The organism is Gilliamella sp. B3783, from assembly GCF_026536125.1.
In the GTDB taxonomy this organism is placed as follows: Bacteria; Pseudomonadota; Gammaproteobacteria; order Enterobacterales; family Orbaceae; genus Gilliamella.
On record NZ_JAFNOU010000001.1, the window covers coordinates 152,145 to 171,555 of the forward strand.

Annotated in this window: 26 protein-coding genes and 2 pseudogenes; all 28 read right to left on the bottom strand. The window is 30.0% G+C overall.

Features of this window, described 5'->3' with window-relative positions; all coding sequences use genetic code 11:
* Nucleotides 1–80: 80 nt before the first annotated feature.
* Nucleotides 81–1,574 (bottom strand): hypothetical protein, encoded by a 1,494-nt coding sequence (locus J3U59_RS00665; RefSeq protein ID WP_267332777.1) that lies wholly within the window; start codon nt 1,572–1,574, stop codon nt 81–83.
* 190 nt (nt 1,575–1,764) lie between these two features.
* Nucleotides 1,765–2,412 carry a hypothetical protein gene (locus J3U59_RS00670; RefSeq protein WP_267332776.1) on the bottom strand — a complete coding sequence of 216 codons (648 nt, stop codon included), beginning with the start codon at nt 2,410–2,412 and terminating at the stop codon, nt 1,765–1,767.
* Nucleotides 2,393–3,208: pseudogene (locus tag J3U59_RS00675) on the bottom strand (RHS repeat-associated core domain-containing protein); the annotation flags it as partial. The pseudogene J3U59_RS00675 and the gene J3U59_RS00670, both read right to left, overlap by 20 nt.
* 64 nt (nt 3,209–3,272) lie before the next feature.
* Nucleotides 3,273–3,821: an imm11 family protein gene (locus J3U59_RS00680; RefSeq protein WP_267332774.1), complete on the bottom strand. Its 549-nt coding sequence runs from the start codon at nt 3,819–3,821 to the stop codon at nt 3,273–3,275.
* Nucleotides 3,822–4,338: 517 nt separating this feature from the next.
* Nucleotides 4,339–4,935, bottom strand: coding sequence for a hypothetical protein (locus tag J3U59_RS00685; protein WP_267332773.1), 597 nt, complete (start codon nt 4,933–4,935; stop codon nt 4,339–4,341).
* An 88-nt stretch (nt 4,936–5,023) separates the two neighbouring features.
* Complete coding sequence (locus tag J3U59_RS00690; protein ID WP_267332772.1) at nt 5,024–5,620, bottom strand: hypothetical protein; 597 nt, start codon at nt 5,618–5,620, stop codon at nt 5,024–5,026.
* A gap of 88 nt (nt 5,621–5,708) precedes the next feature.
* Entirely contained in the window at nt 5,709–6,305 is a 597-nt protein-coding gene (locus J3U59_RS00695; RefSeq protein ID WP_267332771.1) for a hypothetical protein, read from the bottom strand.
* A gap of 173 nt (nt 6,306–6,478) precedes the next feature.
* The gene (locus J3U59_RS00700) at nt 6,479–6,922 is read right to left on the bottom strand and encodes a hypothetical protein (RefSeq protein ID WP_267332770.1); all 444 of its coding nucleotides are present in this window, start codon (nt 6,920–6,922) and stop codon (nt 6,479–6,481) included.
* A 295-nt stretch (nt 6,923–7,217) separates the two neighbouring features.
* Complete coding sequence (locus tag J3U59_RS00705) at nt 7,218–7,409, bottom strand: hypothetical protein (RefSeq protein WP_267332769.1); 192 nt, start codon at nt 7,407–7,409, stop codon at nt 7,218–7,220.
* 439 nt (nt 7,410–7,848) lie between these two features.
* Complete coding sequence (locus tag J3U59_RS00710) at nt 7,849–8,163, bottom strand: hypothetical protein (protein WP_065798175.1); 315 nt, start codon at nt 8,161–8,163, stop codon at nt 7,849–7,851.
* A gap of 39 nt (nt 8,164–8,202) precedes the next feature.
* Nucleotides 8,203–8,556, bottom strand: coding sequence for a hypothetical protein (locus tag J3U59_RS00715; RefSeq protein WP_065633104.1), 354 nt, complete (start codon nt 8,554–8,556; stop codon nt 8,203–8,205).
* A 55-nt stretch (nt 8,557–8,611) separates the two neighbouring features.
* A complete protein-coding gene (locus J3U59_RS00720; protein ID WP_267332768.1) occupies nt 8,612–9,193 on the bottom strand; it encodes a hypothetical protein in 582 nt (193 codons plus the stop codon).
* A gap of 276 nt (nt 9,194–9,469) precedes the next feature.
* On the bottom strand, nt 9,470–9,718 hold the full coding sequence (locus J3U59_RS00725) for a DUF7660 family protein (RefSeq protein WP_065633107.1): 249 nt from the start codon (nt 9,716–9,718) through the stop codon (nt 9,470–9,472).
* Nucleotides 9,719–10,020: 302 nt separating this feature from the next.
* Nucleotides 10,021–10,560, bottom strand: a complete 540-nt coding sequence (locus tag J3U59_RS00730; RefSeq protein WP_267332767.1) for a hypothetical protein — start codon at nt 10,558–10,560, stop codon at nt 10,021–10,023.
* A 37-nt stretch (nt 10,561–10,597) separates the two neighbouring features.
* Nucleotides 10,598–11,170, bottom strand: a complete 573-nt coding sequence (locus tag J3U59_RS00735; RefSeq protein WP_267332766.1) for an imm11 family protein — start codon at nt 11,168–11,170, stop codon at nt 10,598–10,600.
* 49 nt (nt 11,171–11,219) lie between these two features.
* The gene (locus J3U59_RS00740; protein ID WP_267332765.1) at nt 11,220–11,792 is read right to left on the bottom strand and encodes an imm11 family protein; all 573 of its coding nucleotides are present in this window, start codon (nt 11,790–11,792) and stop codon (nt 11,220–11,222) included.
* A gap of 49 nt (nt 11,793–11,841) precedes the next feature.
* Nucleotides 11,842–12,414: an imm11 family protein gene (locus J3U59_RS00745; RefSeq protein ID WP_267332764.1), complete on the bottom strand. Its 573-nt coding sequence runs from the start codon at nt 12,412–12,414 to the stop codon at nt 11,842–11,844.
* Between the two features lie 202 nt (nt 12,415–12,616).
* Nucleotides 12,617–12,955 carry a DUF7716 domain-containing protein gene (locus J3U59_RS00750; RefSeq protein ID WP_267332763.1) on the bottom strand — a complete coding sequence of 113 codons (339 nt, stop codon included), beginning with the start codon at nt 12,953–12,955 and terminating at the stop codon, nt 12,617–12,619.
* Between the two features lie 122 nt (nt 12,956–13,077).
* Nucleotides 13,078–13,527 (bottom strand): SMI1/KNR4 family protein, encoded by a 450-nt coding sequence (locus J3U59_RS00755; RefSeq protein WP_267346532.1) that lies wholly within the window; start codon nt 13,525–13,527, stop codon nt 13,078–13,080.
* 23 nt (nt 13,528–13,550) lie between these two features.
* Nucleotides 13,551–13,772: an RHS repeat domain-containing protein gene (locus J3U59_RS11965; RefSeq protein ID WP_416379546.1), complete on the bottom strand. Its 222-nt coding sequence runs from the start codon at nt 13,770–13,772 to the stop codon at nt 13,551–13,553.
* A 284-nt stretch (nt 13,773–14,056) separates the two neighbouring features.
* Complete coding sequence (locus J3U59_RS00760; RefSeq protein ID WP_267332761.1) at nt 14,057–14,605, bottom strand: SMI1/KNR4 family protein; 549 nt, start codon at nt 14,603–14,605, stop codon at nt 14,057–14,059.
* Between the two features lie 245 nt (nt 14,606–14,850).
* Nucleotides 14,851–15,048 carry an SMI1/KNR4 family protein gene (locus tag J3U59_RS11970; RefSeq protein WP_416379532.1) on the bottom strand — a complete coding sequence of 66 codons (198 nt, stop codon included), beginning with the start codon at nt 15,046–15,048 and terminating at the stop codon, nt 14,851–14,853.
* A gap of 1,203 nt (nt 15,049–16,251) precedes the next feature.
* Nucleotides 16,252–16,443, bottom strand: a pseudogene (locus tag J3U59_RS11975) (RHS repeat-associated core domain-containing protein); the annotation flags it as partial.
* Nucleotides 16,444–16,805: 362 nt separating this feature from the next.
* Nucleotides 16,806–17,105: a hypothetical protein gene (locus J3U59_RS00770; RefSeq protein WP_267332760.1), complete on the bottom strand. Its 300-nt coding sequence runs from the start codon at nt 17,103–17,105 to the stop codon at nt 16,806–16,808.
* Between the two features lie 160 nt (nt 17,106–17,265).
* On the bottom strand, nt 17,266–17,706 hold the full coding sequence (locus J3U59_RS00775) for a hypothetical protein (protein ID WP_267332759.1): 441 nt from the start codon (nt 17,704–17,706) through the stop codon (nt 17,266–17,268).
* Between the two features lie 188 nt (nt 17,707–17,894).
* Nucleotides 17,895–18,101 carry a hypothetical protein gene (locus J3U59_RS00780; RefSeq protein WP_065632887.1) on the bottom strand — a complete coding sequence of 69 codons (207 nt, stop codon included), beginning with the start codon at nt 18,099–18,101 and terminating at the stop codon, nt 17,895–17,897.
* A complete protein-coding gene (locus J3U59_RS00785; RefSeq protein ID WP_267332758.1) occupies nt 18,102–18,953 on the bottom strand; it encodes an immunity 22 family protein in 852 nt (283 codons plus the stop codon).
* Nucleotides 18,954–19,066: 113 nt separating this feature from the next.
* On the bottom strand, nt 19,067–19,345 hold the full coding sequence (locus J3U59_RS00790; protein WP_267332757.1) for a DUF7710 domain-containing protein: 279 nt from the start codon (nt 19,343–19,345) through the stop codon (nt 19,067–19,069).
* Between the last annotated feature and the right edge of the window lie 66 nt (nt 19,346–19,411).

The window sequence follows — 19,411 nt, forward strand, 5'->3', positions numbered from 1 at the left end:
TTGGTTTTCAATGCGGCTGTCTTGGTTTCGTCTTTGGCCTCGTAGGTTAGCAATCGCATCGTATTATAGTAGTATTTATATTATTCCAAAGAGTTATTTTTGTTTACAAATAACTTTCCACCGACTGATAAATTTTTAGGCAATCTTTTAACATTTGTATTTACTAAATTTAAATTTCCATCAACTGACAAATTGTCAGGCAATATATCGATTGAAGTGTTAGTTAAATTCAAATAACCAGCAATTTTTAAATTTTCTGGTAATTTTTTTATATTAGAAAATCCCAAATCTAAACTGCCGTTGATAGAAAAATCTTCAGGTAAAATTTCGATTGGAGTATGTCTTAGAATTATATCACCATTAACAATAATATTTTTTGATAAAAACTCAATTTTTGAAAACTCACAGTTTAAAGAGCCACTAACAAATAAATTTTCCGGCAATGTTCTTAAATCACTATAGCTCAGATCTAAATTGCCACCAATAAACAAATTTTTGGGTAAAAATTTAATTTTAGTATTTCTTAGATTTAAATTTCCTTGAAGGGAAAAATTTTCAGGTAATAATTCAATATTACTATATTTCAAATCTAAATTGCCAAGAATAATTAAATCATGAGGTAAAATTTTAATTTGAGTGTGACTTAAATCTAAATTACCTTTAATTACCATTTTTTTTGGTAATATTTTTATTTTTTTTGATTTTACATTTAAATTACCGCCAATTGTTAAATTATCAGGCAATGTTTCTATTTCTGTGTTTATTAATTCTAAACTTCCACCAATAAAAAAATTGTCAGGTAAATTTTTAATTTTCGTGTTTTTTATGAATAGATCACCACCAATTAATAAACTTTTAGGCAACTGTTCAATATCTGTATTATCTAGACTTAGAAATCCCTTAATTGATAGATTTTCTGGCAAAACTTTTATATTAGATGAATTCAAAATTAAAAAACCATTAATAATAAAATTATCTGGTAATGTTTTTATTTTTGTAAATGCTAAATCTAAACTTCCTTTAACATTTAAATCATCAGGTAACATATATATTTCTGTATGATTTAAACTTAAAAAACCACCAACAGATAAATTATTAGGTAAAATCTTAACGTTAGAATATTCTAAATATAAATCACCCTTTATAGATAAATTATCAGGCAATGTTTCTATTTTCGTATGAGCAAGTAATAAATTACCATTCACACATAGATTTTTAGGTAATACATTAATTTTTGTATATCTTAAATCTAAACTACCACGAACATCCAAATTTTGGGGTAACATTTTAATTTTTGTATTTCTTAAATACAAATTACCATCAACACGTATTTTATTAGGTAATGACTTAATTTTTGTATATGCTAAATTTAAATTTTTCTTAACAAATAAATTTTCTGGTAATATGTTAATATTTAGGTATTCTAAATTTAAATTACCGTTAACAATCAAATTATTAGGCAATGTTTTAATTTTAGTATATCTTAAATCTAAATCATTATGAATATAAATATATTGGTTTCTTATATTAAATTTAATTTTTTTCTCATTGAGAAAATCAAAAAAAGCATTCAAAACATATATCCTTTAACTAATACCATGTTAATTTTTTATACATAACTGAAAATAATAATAAATTTTAAGTAATGTATGTTTATAGATGCACTAGCTGTTCCTAACTATAAAGGTGTGGATAAATTTTTTATATAATATAGAGTATTATTGCAATTTAAAATAAGTAATAAAAATCTAATTAATACGTTTTTTATGGGTAGAGTTGTTCTTCATAACCATTAGAATATTTACTCGTTATTTTAACTAATTCCCCTTTGTTGTATTCAAAAAAATTGGTAAAGCATGTACACTCATTTGTTTCATGTTGTCTTATTTTAACATTTATCTCTGTAAGCTTATCATCATTATAAATATATTCCGAAACTCCATATCCATATTCAGAATAATTTATCCAATATTTTGCTTGCTTTTTTTCATTTATCAAAAATGAAATATTACGTACATTATTTGTACCACTTGCAAAATAGATTGATTCAATATGATTTTCATCATAAAAATAGTACTCTCTATCAACAATATTTTCTGCTTGACCATAAATTTCAGTTAAAAGCAAATTATTATTATTATCAAAGTAATATACATGTGTATAATCGATATTTTTTGGTAATGCCTTTAATTCTCTACCCTTTTTGAAACCATCTAGCTGAAAATCAAATGGTTTAATATTAACACTTGGACCTTTAGATATTTTTTTATATGCAAATTCTGACAAAGCATTTTGATAATATTCATCATTTATTTTTTTGGGGGACAACATAATATTTTCATATTTTTTCTTAAGGATATTTATTATGTTAACTAAATTCAATTTCCCTAGTTTAATATTTAAATGTTCCATTTAATAGCTCCTTACCTATCTTTTTCAATTCATTAGTGAATTCATTAGTGACATTTATATTTATAAGTCTATTATAAACATTCTCCATATATATTTCAGTATGAACTTTAGAATGAGCAATTGCTTTAGTTTGTGCCTTTGCTTTATCTTTAGAAGAAGTCGGTAAATATGCCCCATTTTCAAATGAATTTTTACCCACTTTTAGCACTTTCATCTTATCTCTAAGTTTTTTCATTCTTACATCTTGTGAATTAGACATAACAATATGGTGTGCTGAATAATTATAGTTTGGCACAGGTACATGCGCTTTTTTCATATTAGTACGTAATTTTTTAGCATCTGTACGACAACTCCAGCCCCACGGATCAATCCACATCAGTGAGTTAGGCGCATACTGATACAGATTAAACCCACCCAGTAACCCAATCGGATCCGGCTGCGTGAATCTGCCTATATCAGGGTCATAGTACCTGAAAGTATTGTAATGTAAGCCCGTTTCTCTGTCTAAATACTGTCCCTGATACCTTAGGTTCTGTTGTATATCGGTATGTTCGATTTCCTGTATCGGTTTGCCCCACAGCTGGTAGCTGCATGACCATACAATATGACCTTCTTCATCAGTGAGTTCTTCCGGGGCGCCATTGACATCGGTGTGGTAGTACAGCACCTTTTGTTCCGTACCGGTGGTGGTCTCTACTCTGGCTAAGGGTTCATAGCCGCTTTCATCAGTGTAGATATAGACGCTTTTGCTTCTGTCGGTACGGGTTTCCTGAATCATGCTTAGTCCGTCCCACAGATGGCGTTTCGTTTATCAGATGTCTTGCCTGACTATTGTTAATAGCAAGGTTTACTAAATTAGATTATGTGTATAAATCTATTCCTTTTACTTTATTTTTTATAAAAAACTGTCGTAACGACTCTGAAATCACAATTAGCCCTATAGATTCTTCACACCTTGCCATACAAAATTGCTCATTTATATTTTCTTTAAAGATAATTTCATAAAATTTTTTAGGTCCATCAGGCAAACTCTCTAATAATGGTATATATTCAGATTTATTCATATCAATACATGATATTAAACGCAGAATATTTAAAACCTTATAACCAGAATAGCTGCGACCATTAACAATTATAGTTGCCTCTATTAGCTGGACATCATGTAAAAAATCTTGATTGTTTGAAAGTAAATTGGCAAGTCTAGGCGAGATAAAAACAGGACCATCACTAAAATAAATATCATAAGAGAGTAAACGTTTTTCACTTACTTTTTTTTCTAATTTAAAAACTATTGGTTTATTTGATTGAATTTTTTTGCATTGTAAAAGTTCGTAATAATCATCTCCAGTTGAGATATATTGAAACCAATAACTATCAGGATAATTACCTATCATAAGTTCATAAATCATATCAACATCCATTAGACGGCCTAATTGAATTTTTATTTAAAATAGTTTTTCCACGACGTAAACCAATTCTTCTTAAAAGTATTGTAATGTAAGCCGGTTTGTTTGTCTAAATATTGCTCTTGATAGCTTAGGATTCTGCTGTATTTCTGTTAGGTGGTGTTCTGTTCATAATGATAATGCTTGTCTGTGTTTGTTGTGGGGATATCTGTTTGCGTCGTAGGTGTATTGCAGGCCACGGAAGTGGAGTAGTTGGTTAAAGCGAACCAGGTTTTGGTTGTCGCTGTTGCTGTCTTCGTTGCGTCTTTTATCCAGCAGGTTAGTTGCGGCAGCTTTCGATTCGGCCGGTGACGTCATAATGGTAATCGGTCTGTCCCTGACGGGTGTTTTTTTACTCACCAGTCTGTCCAGATTGTCGTACTGGTAACGGCGGTCGGTAAGAATGTCGGGCAGGATAGCCGAAAAGATTGGGAAAATCTTTTCGGCATGCTATTATGTTTTCAAAAGAATAAGTATCTTGCTATTTAACTTTGACTTTCTCTATAAGTACCCCAACTAATTTGATATTTTTTATCCTTTCATAAATACTTTCATATATTAGCAAACCCATTTCAGTACAGCATATTGGGTAAGGTGGATATTCGCTCTCAAGTAAAAACCTCGGCGCTCTTTCTCGTCTTGAGTGAAAATGGCATTCAGGGCAGACAAAAAGACGCTCATTTTCAGGAATAGGTTGTCCATCAAAAATATATGGCTTTTCACCTCTAAGTACAACGTAATCATATTTACTAATAAAAGTTATAAATGGCTGTTTATACTTCTCACTTTCCACTTTATTATAAATAGAACCTATATTTAAATGTTTTTCAGCCTCTTCACCCAGCAAATTCAATAAGCGCAGCGACATGATACTAGGTATCAGAAGACGACCTACCATTGGCATATCTAGGTTTTTCCTTATTTTCCCATTCGTAATCACATCCATACTACCGTGAGGTAGTTTTAGTCTATGGCAATAATGACAAAATTGCTCTCTGTTTTTAAGCTTCCATCTGGAATCAAGATCGAAAGTGTCTATTCCTGAATAATACAGGTGATAAAGTGGCTCACGCTTCATTTCTGTATACCTTATATCTGTTATTAATTATATTTTCCCAAACAGCACCAACAAGCCTGCTATTATGATTTCAAGAATACGTATCTTGCTATTTAATCTTGACTTTCTCTACACATACCCCAACTAATTTGATATTTTTCAGCCTTTCATAAATACTTTCATATAAAAGTAAACCCAAGTCCGTACAGCATATTGGATATGGTGGATATTCGCTCTCAAGTAAAAACCACGGCGCTCTTTCTCTTCTTGAGTGAAAATGGCATTCAGGGCAGACAACTAGACGCTCATTTTCAGGAATAGGTTGTCCATCAAAAAGATATGGTTTTTCACCTCTCAGTACAACGTAATCATATTTACTAATAAAAGTTATAAATGGCTGTTTATGCTTTTCACTTTCCACTTTATTATAAATAGAACCTATATTTAAATGTTTTTCAGCCTCTTCACCCAGCAAATTCAATAAGCGCAGCGACATACTACTAGGTATCAGAAAATAGCCTGTATTAGCCATATCTAGGTTTTTCCTGATTTTCCCATCCGTAATCACATCCATACCACCGTGAGGTAGTTTTAGTGTATGGCAATAATGACAAAATTGCTCTCTGTTTTTATGTTCCCATTCGGGAATGAGATCGACAGTAACCATTCCTGAACAATACAGGTGATAAAGTGGCTCACGCTTCATTTCTGTATACCTTATATCTGTTATTAATTATATTTTCCCAAACAGCACCAACAAGCCTGCTATTATGATTTCAAGAATACGTATCTTGCTATTTAACTTTGACTTTCTCTACAAGTACCCCAACTAATTTAATATTTTTCAGCCTTTCATAAATACTTTCATATAAAAGTAAACCAAATTCCGTACAGCATATTGGATATTTTGGATATTCGCTCTCAAGTAAAAACCTTGGCGCTCTTTCTCTTCTTGAGTGGAAATGGCATTCAGGACAGACAACTAGACGATCATTCTCAGGAACAGGCTGTCCATCAAAAATATTTGGCGTTTCACCTCTCAGTACAACGTAATCATATTTACTAATAAAAGTTATAAATGGCTGTTTATGCTTTTCACTTTCCACTTTATTATAAATAAAACCTATATTTAAATGTTTTTCAGCATCTTTACCTAGCAAATTCAATAAGCGCAGCGACATAATACTAGGTATCATAAGATCGCCTACCATGGGCATATCTAGGTTTTTTCTAATTTTGCCATCCGTAATCACATCCATACCACCGTGAGGTAGTTTTAGTCTATGGCAATAATGACAAAATTGCTCTCTGTTTTTATGCTCCCATTCGGGAACGATATCGACAGTGTCTATTCCTGAATAATACAGGTGATAAAGTGGTTCACGCTTCATGGATATTCCTTAAATTTACCATTATTTATATTTTTCCAAACAGCACTTTCAATATTCGTATTGTTTTGTGCATTAGTTTTGTGTTTTTCGATAAGAACTTTTATCAAATGGTTAGCTACTTTTGCAATCTATCTAAGGCAATAACGCCTTAGGCACTATTAGTTTTTAAGTTATCAATCCTCGAGATCTTTTAGCCATTTTTGATATCTTTCCGGATCTTTGGCAATCAATGTTTTTAATGTTTCAAACACATCTTTTATTCCTGAAGGATCCACTTTATATTTATTAAATACAAAAATAATTCCCTCTGCGATGGTATCAAGAACATAGAACATTTGTTGCGTATAGCAATTAAACGTTTTATAAGGTATAAAAATTGTGAAATAAACCACTTTGTTTTTTGACGATGTTGTAGGACCGTAGACTAAATTTTTGTGTTCTTGTGTAGCAGATATGGTAAATACTAATTCATAATCTGTTGTTTTAAACAATTTGTCATAATGTGGAAGCGTTTTGTTTAATTTATTGAGATTTGATCTCCACGGATTTAAAACCGTATTAGTAATCTCGTAACAAACGCCAACTTCAGCCCACAAGAATAAAAAATCAATTTTCATTACATCGTCATTTCGATTTATCACTGTTTTGATTTTAAGTGCTATTTTCCATTTAAACAACAATATATATTCAGCACAATTCAATTTTTTTAATGGGAGATTCAGTGAAAAAGCTGGTGGCGTTTTATATGCTAAGTAAGGTAAATAATGGCTTAAGTTTTATTCACTCTTGTGTCACGCTATCTAATTGCTGTTTGGCATAACTCACTACATCCTCAATACTCGATCGGTCTAAACTCGCTATCCTGTAGGTTGATGTGGCATGGTATTGTGGGCTACCCAGTAAGCTTGTCGTTTATTCTAAAATGAGATTTTTTAATTTATTCGATATAATTGCAGGAGGCAAATTGCTATTTTGATAAATGATAGTAGTGCCGCTATTAAATTCTATTTCAATTTGTTCAATATCCGTTTCTTGTTTTATTGTATATTCTGGTAACAGTAAGATCGTATTAGATTGTAATAGATCATTAAATGTTGTTTTCATTATCCCGTGATAATCACTTAAATTGATATAGTTTATATAATTGATGTTTTTGGACAATTTATTATCGATTGTTTCATACCCATTTCGCTGTTTTTTGGGAACGCATATTTTTATATTAAAAAGATTTAAAGTTGCCGTAAACAAAAAAGCTGATTTCATCACACTTAATTGACAATCATTAATAAAATGTCTCTTTTCTGGAGTTGAAAAACACGCTAAAAACCACCTTTTTTATAACATCTACGATATCTAAATCTACCATACTCATATTTGACAGCCATTTTTTAGCGCTTTAATCCATCAGGTATCATACAAAACATCGACACGGTGTGATACATGTAATTTTTGCCGTTCAACCGATGCCGTATAGTGTTACTCGTTAAATCGGTCAATATTAAGATCACAGCACAGATAAAATAAAGTCTACCACTCAATCCCTTTAGTCACTATTGATATATATATTTAATCCATCATTAAAAGATTCTTTTAAAAAATTAATAAAATCAATAATTGATTGCGGTTGGAATTTTTTTATTTTAATAAGATTTTCAAGTTCTTTTATTAACGGCTGAATTTCCCCATATAGAATAATTGTATCAGCATAATAATCATCAAGTTTTTTTATTATTGAATACTGATTTAATGGTTTTGCTTTATTGAATAATTCATCGTAATCAGATTTTTCAAGTGAAAATATCGGTGAATTTTCATCTATTTCTTTTTGATTACTTGATGCTATAAAATCCAAAGCCATAAATACCTCATATTTTAATTATTATCTATTGTGAGATATTTATCTTACTTCATTATTTTTACTTTCTCGAATTTTAGCTAAAGCTTTTTCTAGCCGACTAACATTTTGATATTTGGTAGGAACGGTACTTCTAGCTAAATAATCATACCATCCATTTACAGCAGCTTTAAATAATTCCAAACCTTCTGGAGTTACGTTTGACATTTTAACAACCGTATCGGTTTTCAAATTTCCCTGCTCATCAAACGGTTCAACATCGATTAATAATTCATGTTTTTTTAAAAAGCCTAATAAAGCTATTGAGCTTTGTATAATAGGATCTTGCCACCATTTGTTTTTATTTCTAGTAAGTAACATTGGTAAATCAAGTAAAGTATAATCAATTTCGTTCATTATTTTATTTCACTAACAGTTAACTATCGGGTCAGGCTACGTGAATATGTCTATATCAGTACGAAAATATGAAGTCATTATCAATATACTGTTTGGATAAATTTATTCCTTTTACTTTATTTTTTATAAAAAACTGTCGTAACGACTCTGACATCATAATTCGCCCTATAGATTCTTCACATCTTGCCATACAAAATTGCTCATTTATATTTTCTTTTAAGACCATTTTATAAAAATTTTTGGGTCCATCAGGATAATCATCTAATATTGGCACATATTCAGATTTATTCATATCAATACAGGATATTAAACGAAGAAAATTTAATACTTTATAACCAGAATAGCTGCAACCATTAACAGTTATAGTTGCATCTATTAGCTGGACATCATGTAAAAAATCTTGATTGCTTGAAAGTAAATTGGCAAGTCTAGGCGAGATAAAAACAGGACCACTACTGAAATAAATATCATAAGAGAATAAACGTTTTTCACTTACTTTTTTTTCTAATTTAAAAACTATTGGGTTATTCGATTGAATCTTTTTGCATTGTAAAAGTTCGTAATAATCATCTCCTGTTGAGACATATTGGAACCAATAACGATCAGGATAATTACCTATCATAAGTTCATAAATCATAACAACATCCTTTAAAATACTTAATTGAATTTTTATTTAAAATAGTTTTTCCACTACGTGGTTCAATTCTTTTGTTTTTATTTGTTTCTTTATTGTTTTCTTATATTGTTTTTATGTCCAATTTTCCTTTTGACCCTTGTTATGAATTTCATTCATTTAAGTTTGCATATCCTATGAGTATTGATAATGTAAACCGTTGTGAATAGTTCCAGTAAAATGCGCATCAGCTAACGTAGCGGATTGAGTTGCATAAATCTACCTAATATTTATATAAAATTATTCATACATTTTTGCAGCCATTAATATATCAGCAAGAACTTTCCAACTAATATGTTTTGGAATTGGCTGTTTAGTATTAATATAAAATTGCTCTATGTTGTCAACCCATGCAGATAAAGCTTCTAAATATGATTGCAAATCCCCGTTTGTCCAACTTTCTGGTTCATTTTTTAAATCATCTCTTAGAGCATTCATAAATGATAAAAAATCAGCTTTATCTTTAATATTACTAATCTTATCAAACATTACCTTATAACCTTTGTGCTTTTGTCACCCATCTAACAGGAATAGAATCTAAACCAGCTAATCGCCTGCGATGCTCCAATTTCCATATTTTTCCGTCATTATCTTTCGATATTCACATTGAACAGGAGTCATTTGTCCACTTTTCAGATCTCGTGCATTTTGCAAGACAGTATCAATTCCCGTCTTATTACTGATACGTATTTATGCCACCCTTATCTGGTCAGACTACATGAATCTGCCTTTATCAGAGCAAAAAGATGGCTTCACTATTATCCATAGATAGATTGATTACATGATGTGGATTAATCTATTCCTTTTACTTTATTGTTTATAAAAAACTGTCGTAACGACTCTGAAATCACAATTATCCCTTCAGATTCTTCACACCTTGCCATACAAAATTGCTCATTTATATTTTCTTTAAAGACCATTTTATAAAATTCTTTTGGTCCATCAGGCAAACTTTCTAATAATGGTATATATTCAGATTTATTCATATCAATACAGGATATTAAACGAAGAAAATTTAATGCCTTATAACCAGAATAGCTACGACCATTAACAATTATAGTTGCATCTATTAGCTGGACATCATGTAAAAAATCTTGATTGTTTGAAAGTAAATTGGCAAGTCTAGGCGAGATAAATTCAGGACCATCACTGAAATAAATATCATAAGAGAATAAACGCTTTTCACTCACTTTTTTTTCTAATTTAAAAACTAATGGTTTATTTGATTGAATCTTTTTGCATTGTAAAAATTCATAAAGATCAACTATAGCTGAATCATATTGGAACCAATAACTATTTGGATAATTACTTAGCATAAATTCATAAATCATATCAACATCCTTTAAAAGGTTTACTTAAGCTTCACTATTATCCATAGAAAAGTTGATTACATGATGTGGATAAATCTATTCCTTTTACTTTATTGTTTATAAAAAACTGTCGTAACGACTCTGAAATCACAATTATCCCTTCAGATTCTTCACACCTTGCCATACAAAATTGCTCATTTATATTTTCTTTAAAGACCATTTTATAAAATTTCATTGGTCCATCAGGATAACTCTCTAATAATGGTATATATTCAGATTTATTCATATCAATACAGGATATTAAACGAAGAATATTTAACACTTTATAACCAGAATAGCTGCGACCATTAACAGTTATAGTTGCATCTATTAGCTGGACATCATGTAAAAAATCTTCATTGTTTGAAAGTAAATTGGCAAGTCTAGGCGAGATAAAAACAGGACCATCACTAAAATAAAAATCATAAGAGAGTAAACGTTTTTCACTGACTTTGTCTTTTAATTTAAAAACTAAGGGTTTATTGATTTGAATCTCCTTGCATTCTATAAATTTGTAATTGGCAACGACAGTTGAGTCATATTCGAACCAATAACGATTAGCATAATTGCATACCATTAATTCATAAATCATAACAACATCCTTTAAAATACTTAATTGAATTTTTATTTAAGCTTCACTATTATCCATAGATAGATTGATTACATGATGTGGATAAATCTATTCCTTTTACTTTATTGTTTATAAAAAACTGGCGTAACGACTCTGACATCACAATTCGCCCTTCAGATTCTTCACACCTTGCCATACAAAATTGCTCATTTATATCTTCTTTAAAGACGATTTTAAAAAATCTCATTGGTCCATCAGGATAATCATCTAATATTGGTTCATATTCAGATTTATTCATATCAATACAGGATATTAAACGAAGAATATTTAATACTTTATAACCAGAATAGCTGTGACCATTAACTATTATTGTCGCATCTATTAGCTGGACGTCATGCAAAAAATCCTGATTGTTTGAAAGTAAATTGGCAAGTCTAGGCGAGATAAATTTAGGACCATCACTAAAATAAAAATCATAAGAGAATAAACGCTTTTCACTGACTTTGTCTTTTAATTTAAAAACTAAGGGTTTATTGATTTGAATCTCCTTGAATTCTATAAATTCGTAACTGGCAACGACAGTTGAGTCATATTGGAACCAATAACGATCAGGATAATTACCTATCATAAGTTGATAAATCATAACAACATCCTTTAAAATAATTACTTGAATTTTTATTTAAGCTTCACTATTATCCATAGATAGATTGATTACATGATGTGGATAAATCTATTCCTTTTACTTTATTTTTTATAAAAAACTGGCGTAACGACTCTGACATCACAATTCGCCCTATAGATTCTTCACACCTTGCCATACAAAATTGCTCATTTATATCTTCTTTAAAGACGATTTTAAAAAATCTCATTGGTCCATCAGGATAATCATCTAATATTGGTTCATATTCAGATTTATTCATATCAATACAGGATATTAAACGAAGAATATTTAATACTTTATAACCAGAATAGCTGCGACCATTAACAGTTATAGTTGCATCTATTAGCTGGAGATCATGTAAAAAATCCTGATTGTTTGAAAGTAAATTGGCAAGTCTAGGCGAGATAAATTCAGGACCATCACTAAAATAAAAATCATAAGAGAGTAAACGTTTTTCACTGACTTTGTGTTTTAATTTAAAAACTAAGGGTTTATTTATTTGAATCTCTTTACGTTGTAAAAGTTCGTAAAGATTAACGACAGTTGAGTCATATTCGAACCAATAACGATTAGCATAATTACCTATCATAAGTTGATAAATCATAACAACATCCTTTAAAATACTTACTTGAATTTTTATTTAAAATAGTTTTCCACTACGTGGTTCAATTCTTTTTGTTTTTATACGTTTATTTAAAGCTTCTTTAAATTGCTTTTGTATTCAATTTTCCTTTTGATCCTTGTTATGAATTTCATTCATTTAAGTTTTCATATCCAATGAGTATTGATAATATGAACGGGTATATTTAGAAATCTAAAAAATCATCATATTCAGAATAATAATTTAAGGCTTTTATAAAGTCTTTTGTTGTAGCTGAAGGTTTCTGTTCCATCACTGAATCGATTACATCAGCAAATTGCTCCCCTGAATAAAGAAAGTATAGTTTCTTTTTTAAAACAAAAGATGGATAGATTTCTTTTCCATCATCATCCACATTTGGATAGTCACCAATATAATAACTTTTGTTACTCTTTAAATCTTCATCAAATTCGCCATAAAGACAAAAATTATCATTTCTTTCTGTTGGGTTTTTTATATAAGAAATAATATCGTTTACTGGATAAAGGTTACCTTTAATCAGCATAGTATAAGTACTCCATAATAAAATTTAATATAATTTTTTACCTGTTAATACATTTAATCTTCCACGTCGGTCTTCTTTGCTGACTCGCCAGAGATAACGTCCACCATTTCCTTTAGGATTATCTAAATTTCTTCATCAAAAAGGTTGTTTATAAAATCAGAAAATGATTTACAAACTAAATAGACATTTTCCATATTAGGATTTTCTCCCTCATCAGCTTCAAGCTCATGATCCCAAAAATAGATCTGGTTTTCTTCATTTTTTAGTTTCATAATAACAAGGTTACCTCCTGCATCATGGGCAATGGGAATAAAACCTGATGGAATCCTATTTTTATAATTAAAATAATACTTTTCAAGGTTGCTATTTTTTTCTTTCCCTAAGCTAAGAAATTGGTCAACAGAAGATGCGTCAGTTCTATCTGAAAAAAATTTAAAAGAAGCCGGGAAAGGTCTTCCTCCATTAAACTTTATCAAAAAATCTTTATAATCGTTTGGTAAAATACTTTGTATTTTTTTCTCAAAATCAGAGATATCTTGTAATACTGCCGGTTTTTTAGAACAAATGATCATAACCATAAATTACCTTTTACTTATTAAAATGCCACCTGAATATCATATTGCATTATGTAAACGGTGAAATCAGCTGCATATATCCAGAGTCCTGATGGTGGTGCCAATAAATCCTTAATTTTCTTTACCATTAGGCCACAACAAAAGCCTAATGGATCAATCCATATCAACCCATTAGGCGCATACTGATACAAATTAAACCCAGCCAAGAGCCCAATCGAGTCCGGTTGTGTAAATCTGCCTATATCAGGTCGCTGTACCTTAAAATATTGTAATGTAGGCTAATTTATTTGTCTAAATATTGCCCTTGAGATCTTAGGTTCTATTGTATTTTGGTTAGGTGGTTTCCGGCATAATAGCGATAATGCTGGGTACCGCTGGTAGTCTGTTTGCTTTGCGGTTGGCTATTGCGAGTATGGCTGAATTATTGTAGCTGACTATGTAAAACTTCGTATTGTGTATAAGCTTTGTTATCGATATAAGTTAACTATTAGATGAAACAAAAAGTAATACAATTATATTAAAAAATTCATAAGTCATCTTCACAAACTAATTTAGACATAAATTCATTAAAGCTATTACATAGGAAAAGTGTACTTTTACTCTGATTATCAGATACCGATAGATTGTCAGACCATGTATCGAAAGTGCAATAGTAAATTTTTCCATTGTTGATATTAATACAAAAATAATTACCACCAGCATCCCTAGCAAAAGGTAGTAAATTTTTGGCCAATAAATTTCTATCCCATAAATTTCTAGCTATTGTGTCCATCAAATAGTTTTTATTATTATTAAATTTTTTATAATGTTTAATTGGAGTCAACTCATGGATTGTGACATATTCATGTTTAGGATCGAACCATGTATTATTTTCAGGCATACCACCATTATGTTTTAATAAAAATTCTTTTAATTGTTCTGGAATTTTTATTTTTAAACTATTTTCAATTTCACTTATATCATTTATGTTAACTGATTTTTGAGAATCGTAAAATTTGTTGCTTTTACGAGGTTTAATATCTTCATATTCTATAACGCAATCTTTGTTTTCTTCATCTTCAGTTAAACAATCCAAGAATTTTCCCAATGAATCAAATAAATACTATTTTTTTCAAAATTTTGTTCTTTACTAAGCGTAGTATCCCAAGCAAATCTAATGTATTGATATATAGCACTAGTATCAATATTTATACATAAAATCCATCACCATAATCCAGTGCAAAAGGTAGCAAAGTTTTCGGTAATTTATTTTCATTCCAATGTTCTAATACAATTCCTTCTAGTAAGAAATCAGGGTCATTTTTGAATGCTTAATTATATTTAATTGCAAGAAATTTTGAAATTATATGGAAAACGATCAATTATACAAACATTTTGGTAAATATTTCCTCCATTGCAAGTTAAATAAAGCTGTTTTAAGGATGAAGGAATTTTAATACCTAATTTATTTTCACATTCAGTTAAATTATCATTAGTTAATTGTTTTTCGCATTTAAAAAATTTATTTTTATTCAACATTTTCTATTCAATAATATATTGTTAATAAACTAACAGCTTTTTGTTGATTTCATCGGTTTTTTTCCCATTAACCAACCCTTTTCCATTGATTATCGTACTTAATGCTAAATCGCATTTTTCTATCTGTAGTAGTCATTCCTACAAACTTTTTTTTAGTTGAGCCAAATTTTTTATATTAACTTTCTGAGTTTTAGAACCTTTTTCTAATCAGGCTAAAGCTTTGTTTTTTTACTGACCAGTCGGTCGGGGTAGTCGTTCTAGTATCAGCTTAGTTTGATTATACAAATAAATATTATATTTTTAGAGAAATGCTATTTCAGCTCCACCTATATCTTCTACTTTTAAATTTTTAATTTTAACCCCTATTCCATGCTCTATATCACCTAACCAATCAAATAAAAAACCATATTGATATTCAACATCGGGAAATAAATAAATTTTTATTAATGTCAGTTTATCTAATTTTTTTTTGTAAACTTTATCAATGTATGAAGCTGTTGCCTGCTCAATTAAATGAAGAAGCTCAATTTGGTGAGATATAATAAAATTTATATCTGTTTTCATTTTTTCATCACATTCTTCAGACTCTAAATAAACAACTGAAATTTTTTGTGATCCAAAACAACTTAAAATTATATCTACAGCTATACCATCATCTTCACAATACACAGCCATTTTATCAAAATACATTTCGCCTATTTCACGAACATCTTCAACATTACTCTTTAATGCCAAAAGAGCAAGTTTATTAGATAATTCTTCACTGATAGATTTAAACAAATAGATAAATATTCCAATATTTTGATAATCTTGATCATCAATTGCATCTTTAGTGTATAACCAAATATTTTTTTTTAACCAATTTTTATCTATAGATAGGATAATATCTTGACATAATTTGGTATTTCCATCTAAATTTTTCATTACTTCTATGATATTTGGCAATAAGTTAACCTTCATTTCTTCTGGTAGTTGCTTAATTACATGTAATAATAAAGGGTTTACTACTCCTGTTAAATCTTTTCTAATTAATTCTACAGATTTAGGGGAATTTACTAATAAAAAAATGTTATCAAGCATACTATCTTGCAATTTAATACATTCTTTAATAGCATTTTGAATTTTATTCAATTCATACATTTTATTTTTTTCCAGCATATTCCAAAGGGAGGGAGTTAAATAATTCAATAAATTTTTTAGGATACATTTTAAACCGACTGTATCAATCCACATCCCCCCATTAGGCGCATATTGATACAAATTAAACCCACCCAACAACCCAATCGAGACCGGCTGTGTAAATCTACCTATATCTGGGTCGCAGTACCTTAAGGTATTGTAATGTAAGCTAATTTATTTGTCTAAATATTGTGCTTGAGAGCTTAAGTTCTGTTGTATTTTTGTTAGGCGTGTTCGGCTCATAGCGATAGTACTGGGTACCGCTGGCAGTCTGTTTGCTGTGGGGAGAGCTGTTTGCTCCATAGGTGTATTGGAGGCAGTGTAAATCAAGCTGTTGGTTAAAGCGTAACAAGTTTTGATTTTGGATACTACAGTCCTCTTTGTGTCTTTTATCCAGTCGGTTGGTTACGGCATTGTATTGCAGGGTTTCCCTGTCGGCGTGATTGCGGCAATTTTCGATTCTGCCGGTGAGGTCATAGAAACAAAATTTAAAGTTAAATTAAAATTAACAAATCTCTTTTACAATTCTAGACTAATAAAGAGTTTAATTTTATAGCTTATATTTATATAAATTGAAACTAATTGTGTATTAAATACACATATGCAACTTTTTGGGGACCCTCATAAATTTCGAATTTATTTTGTGATTCCAAGCGGCTTTCTGGTGCTGTGTCCATTAAAAATCTTACCGCTCCTAAAGAGCATATCTCATTATTTTTAATTTCGCACTCACCTATCTCAAATACTACGCTCCATGCATTATTCGGCCATTCTTTATCCTCTTTAAAACGAGATACGGCATAGTATTTTCCCGCAGGTGGAATTGTTTTTCTGCCTCCTTTAGACTCTGGAAGCCATACAATCTTTACACGATTCATAAAAAATTATCTCCTATACTGCTCTAGTATAGTTTTCTAACGTTGATTGCTTTAATCTATGTTATCTTAGCGTGTTTATTTAAATCCATAACTTCAGCATATCTCGCCGGCCTTATACCATCAAGGTGAGTATTAAAATATAGTCTATTTTTTATAATTATCAATTTTTCTGGGCTAGTCCAAAATCAATATACCCTTCCGAACTTATAACAAGACACCATTTATTGGATGAATCAAAAAAATAATGATGTTGAGGGATATTTTTAATAGCAAATGCAAGAAAACGCTCAAATTGCTGATTTGTTAACTGCACTGCAAAATTCAAAGACGAATCATTGATATAATAAATTACGCTACTTTTTTTTATTTCAACAAATATATCATTGTTATATAAAAAATTTTTTATCAGGAATAACCAGTTAGAATAGTTTCCAAATAGTCGACTGCTTTTATAGTTAATAGTTTTTGTCCAATCAATCTTTGTTCCTTTCCAATCAAAAGAATCTGATAATTTATCTGCAATCTCTCCCCAATTATCTATTAGTTTTGGTTGATCGAATAATTGAGTGAGATGTATTTTGATTTCATCATCAAGTGTCATAAATTTTTCCGTGATTGAGATGGATGCACAAATAGATTTTGAAGTTTGTTTACTGCGGATTCAGTGGCATCAAATAAAAAGTGTTCACCTTTATCTTTTTCACTAAACACATTATATGAGATCCATTTTTTCCATCTACAGTTGTCATTCCTATAGGCTTTTGTTTAGTTGAGCCAAATTTTCCTATATTAACTTTTCATAGCTATACTACGGGTACCACTGGCAGTTTGTTTGCTGTCGTAGGTGTATTGGAGGCAGTGTAAATCAAGTTGTTGGTTAAAGCCTACCACGTTTTGGTTTTCGGGTACTGCTGTCTTCGTTGCGCTTTTATCCAGTAGGTCAGTTGCGGCAGTTTTCGATTCTGCCGCTGATGACATAGTTTTAGTATTAACCAATTAAAATCTAAAAATCCCAATATACTTTAGTCCATTATAATTTTCTTTAAGAGGTTTTTGGATATTGAATTCACTTAATTCATCATCTGCTATATACCAAACTACAGCATTAGCTTGTTCTATACCTAATTGATGGCATTTTGTTTCAATTTGTTGTATGCAATCTAAATCTGATGTAACAAATTCATCAATCAGTTTATCAATTTTGACGCTTTTTTTTAACGGTTTAGGATAACCGATAAAGTCTTCATCATACCAATCATTACCCGTGTCTTTACAAAAACCACAGATTACATATTTAGGACTATCAATATCATGCTTATAGTCCAATTTAAAATATTTATTATATTCTCTAGTTGGCATAGTATTCGTACCTATCCATAGATGCCAATTTTTTGTAAGATCATCTTGTTCAATGATGGGATATTTAGAGTCAGCTTCAAATTCACCTATATATTTTAATCCATTGTAATTTTCTTTATAAGGTTCTTTTACCTCTAATTCCAATATTGGATCGTTATTAACATACCAAAATACTGCATTTGCCGATTTAATGCCTAATTCATTGCATTTTTCTATTATTTTTTTCTTTTCATTTTCATTTACTTCGACTTTATTGATAACAAAATCCATATCTTTAGGGGAAGAAAATTTTTCTAACATGATTAGATTTTCTGTCATGTATGCAATATTTCCAATATCTGCACAAAACGGACAGCTTGGTTTAAGATTTAGGTAATCTTTTTGTATTCCTTCAAATTGGTGAAAATAATTTTTGTATTCTTCATCTGAAGAAAAATTATTACCTATCCACAGGTGGATAGTAACTTTATCCGAATTTAAATGACTCATCACTAATATTCCTTATTTATAGACAATTGGGTTTAGCTTTCATATGTTTACTATGCATACTGTCTATTATAGCTTGCGATTTTGAAGTAGCTTTATTTAATTTATCCATTAATTTAATATGAAATTCTCTCACCATCTTGATAATGATAGTGTTCCAAATAAGCACTAGTAAATTTTTGAATAAATTTACTGCTATGCTGATAATCCGTTTTGGGTTCAAAAAAACCGTTTTCTGTCGTCCATTCATAGACACTTTTATTTAGAGGCATTTTTGTTAAAACGCCACTTAAAAGATTTTTTTTAATAAAGTTTTCTGCCTGTTCTAACTCGCTATACACACCTGAGCAAAAATCAGCTTCATGTCCATGAAAAACCCATATAAATGATGTCATTACTTTTTTTCATTTAGTCTATTTGATTTACTCTTTATTTTGAATACACCAGTCATAACCACTAAC